Origin of the sequence: Thalassotalea sp. PP2-459 (assembly GCF_001913705.1) — a bacterium.
Classification (GTDB): Bacteria; Pseudomonadota; Gammaproteobacteria; order Enterobacterales; family Alteromonadaceae; genus Thalassotalea_C; species Thalassotalea_C hakodatensis.
The window spans coordinates 1-4,067 of sequence record NZ_MKQD01000074.1; the positions used below are offsets into that span (position 1 = coordinate 1).

The following is a 4,067-nucleotide window of genomic DNA, read 5'->3' on the forward strand; positions in this document are numbered from 1 at the left end:
GATGTAGAACAACTATACCTGCACACGTTTCGCTTATTCTCCCACCTCTGACATCGCTCTGAACTGACTTAATCTTTATGCGAATTGGTATAAGGTGTTTTTTTAATAATTGATACGCGTACCAACTTACTGATTTATTAACCAAACATTTATTCTTGAAGCGTTGATAGTCGTTCAATAGATTGAACAATTTTATCAAACTGCCAATGATCAGTTTTACTTGCTAAGTTTTTCGCTTGGGCTAATGTATCTAAAGCTAACGACAACTTATTTAATGTTTCATACACTCGCGCCAATGCAAGGTAACTTGATACGTTTTCAGGCGTATATTGCACCAATCGCAACGCCACCGTTTCAGCTTCTTTGAATCGCTCTAATTCAATTAAATGACTAACAATAAATGTAAGAGAATTAACACTGTTCCAACGGACAGGGTTTGGTAATACGGTAAAGCCAACATCCTCGCTTATTTTTTGATAATAATGATCAATATTCGTTAATGCATCCCCTTTTTGAGCCACAAGTTCACGGTATTTAGGTGCCCAAAGGCTTTCAGGGTATAACGTATCAAAAGCTAATAACAAAGTTTTGATAAAAGCATCATAATGACGTTCGTTATCAAACACATGCGTAATCAACTTACCTTGCTTATTAGCTAGTTTTTGATAGTTTTCTAACACGGTTTTATGATTATTAATATAATCAGGCTTACCTTCTAAATCATCATCCGCTACGGCAAAAAGTACCAGCCCATTAAGCTCCTTTTCTAACTGCATAGGTATTGTTTCACTAAACGGACGCTTAGTTTCTTGATTAAAGCTCATACCCAACATGTCACTCGCAGCAAGAAAAATATAGTTATCAAAAAGCGCTGGTTTACTACCTATACTATACAAAGGAAATAGTGATGCCCCAGACACACCGATAATCGAGCGTTTATTCATTGCACGGTAATGTTTTTCAAGGTATGGAAATAACTCTTGCTCCAACATTGCTTGATATTTCATTGCATCACCATAACCGGATATTACCTCACGCTTCGGCCACATTCCGTTGGTATAAGTATCGGGGAAGTGTCCACTATAGTTTAAGCTGACAACAATACTTTCGGGCATACGATCAACACTGGCTAAGTGCTTTACAATGCCTGTTAAGGTATGAAAAAAACGATTACCGTGCGAGCCATTGATAAAAATAATCGGGTAACGAAAATCTTCAGAGACAGTATCAAAATTTGCTGGCAGGTATATATTTAAAGGAATTTTATCCTCAATAATGTCAGACTCAAAATCTAACGTGAATCCATAAGTGAGCTGGTTTTCAGCATTATCATTGCCTTGTGCGACGGTTGCGATAAGCAAAAAACATACGCCAATTAAAGCACTGAACGCAGATGTAAATGTCATATTCTTCCTCGTGATTATTATGTAATTGTTATTCGAGAATAATATGACAAAACGGTATTCAAATTACCTGAAGCACTGATGATAAAATACTGACTTTTCACTGAATATTTATAAATCAATGAGTTAAGAATTATTGAAATTCTTTAAACAAGGATATAATGTTAACTTATCATCGATAATGAGATTTACTTTCAATGCCGACAAAATTTTTCATCGGTCAGTTTTACGTCGACATTCAGCGAAACTTAATCATCGTCCAACAAGAGGGTGGTATTCAAGAAGAACACATTCTTCCACCGAAAACTATTGCTGTATTACAACTTCTTGCCAAGCAGCAAGGTGAAGTATTAAAAACAGATTATATCATTGATCAAGTTTGGCCAGATACCATCGTTTCGCCCAACTCGTTGCAGCGTTGCATAACGCAATTAAGAAAAGTACTTGTTATTTCGGGCGATAACCAAGCCATTATAAAAACCCACACTAAGAAAGGCTACTGCTTAGAACTTCCTGTTAATATTGCAGAAGATCACTTTGCGTTATCGCCGAAACAAGCAACGATAAATAGCCAGAAAAATAATAAGATAATAAGCCAAAAGTCTTTACGTATTTCAGCTTTAGCGTTGTTAATAATGTTGGCTTTGGTCGCGTTTATCAAAAACATTGAACAGCGAACTCCGGCCTTCTCAACCATCAAACAACTCACTCACTCAGACTATAAAGAACAATTCCCTAGTTATGCCCCAAATAGTCAATACCTTGTCTTTCATCGCTATGATGGCCGCTGTAATAACAATATATGGGCGATAGATAACGCGACAAAAGAAGAAATTCAACTCACAAAATCCACTGACTTTTACGGACCACACAGGTTTTCATCTGACGGCAAAAAGTTAATATTTTTGGCTAAAAACGCTTGCACCCAACCCCAAAAAGAAGAAAATCAAAAACAATGTTGGAAAGTAATGTCTTTAGATTTTGATGCTGCACTTTCGTCACCTCAGGCACCGATTGAGTTAGCGAATTGTCGACAAGGAAAACTTAACTACCCAACATGGTTAGATAACGGTAGCATCGCGATATTACGGGGTAAAAATGAAACTTGGCGTCTCGCTAAATACATGCTCAATGCAGCTAATAGCGTTGATATTTATAACCCTAACAACAAACAACTTTATTATTTTGATTACTTAGCAGCGCAACAACAATTCGTTGTATTATCTAAAGATAAAAGCAACCAACACTGGCGAGAAATCATTTCAATAACCGGTGATATTATTAACAGTACACGCATATCATTGCCTCAATCTTTCAACGCTCACAACAACATTAGACCTTTCGCGTATGATGGAAAAGGATCACACTTTTTTGCAACTGGGAAAAATATATATACATTACATGACGATGGCTCGATAAACCATTTTCAACAATTACCCTTTATAAACACTCATCAGTATGCATTATCGCCAGATGGTACTACCCTTCTGGCGAGTAGAGGGCGATTAGATAATGATGTTGCACAAGTCAGCTTAACACCTACAAATACTGATACTGTTCAACCAAGTCAAATCAATCAAGTAACAACAGATTTCCCCAGTCTTTTTCGAAGTACTGCACAAGAGCACAGCGGTAAATATCAGCCTTTGGGTGAGCAAATTGCGTTTGTTTCTGATCGGTCAGGTCAAGCACAGATTTGGCTTGGTCAAAAAAATCGCGTTAAACAGCTCACTTTCTTTCCTATCGACAGTCAATTAAGCAATTTTCAATGGCACCCTGAGGGTGTTCAATTAATCGTTGCCAATAATCGCCAACTTTGGCTGATAGATTTAGATGGCACAGCAAGCAAATTAAACTACCCGCATTCGGTTACCAAAGTGTATCAATGGATAACTGATGACGAAGTATTAGTTTCCTCATTTAACAATGATAAAAACCATGTATCTTTATTATCATTAAACTCAGGTAAGCTTACAAATTTGTTCTCAGAACCGGTTCGCTGGGCTCAATACACACTAAACGGCAACTTGATTTTATTGGATGACAATAACAAATTTTGGCAAAAAGATGACCTCGTTAAAAAACAGTTAACAACGCTCAAAAACCAATCAGCTCGGAAAGAGTTTTTACTTGAAAAGCAAAATATTTATTCAGTAAATAAGCACGGGCATCTCTGGCGTTATCGTTTAGATAACTATGAATTTAGCGTGATAAATCAAAAAGCTAGCTACCTTTCCGCCTTAACAGACATAAAAAATTATCAAATTTTAGCCACACAAGTTGTTACCGACAAAAAAGATATTGTCGAAATTTATTAGGGTCTGTTGACCTTTCGAGATTAAATATTGTTCGAACTAAACGCTTTTTGTTCAAGGCGTGAGCAATGTCGCATGGTTATGCCATGTCAATTGCGAACAACAATGAAGAAATAGCGTTTAGTTGAACCCAAAGGGCTGACGAATCCCCAAAAAATGACAAGCACAACATTTTATGATCTTATTAGTTCGCCAAAACAAAAATAAGAGTAAAATGCTATGCCTGAATCCTTACTTTGCCATAACTTCTTTGAGAAGTCCTTATCGAATTTCAATCAAGCGAGAATGAAGACACTTAAAGCATGCTCTGAAGCACTTATAGCGTCTGATAGATTAACCTTAACAAGTT

2 protein-coding genes are annotated in these 4,067 nt (G+C 36.7%); one reads left to right on the top strand and one right to left on the bottom strand.

The features are described 5' to 3' along the window. Positions 1–149 precede the first annotated feature (149 nt). On the bottom strand, positions 150–1,406 hold the full coding sequence (locus BI291_RS16435; RefSeq protein WP_074500185.1) for an alpha/beta hydrolase: 1,257 nt from the start codon (positions 1,404–1,406) through the stop codon (positions 150–152). A gap of 194 nt (positions 1,407–1,600) precedes the next feature. On the opposite strand from BI291_RS16435, the gene BI291_RS16440 reads away from it, so the two are divergent. Further along, entirely contained in the window at positions 1,601–3,721 is a 2,121-nt protein-coding gene (locus BI291_RS16440) for a winged helix-turn-helix domain-containing protein (protein ID WP_074500187.1), read from the top strand. Positions 3,722–4,067: the final 346 nt, after the last annotated feature.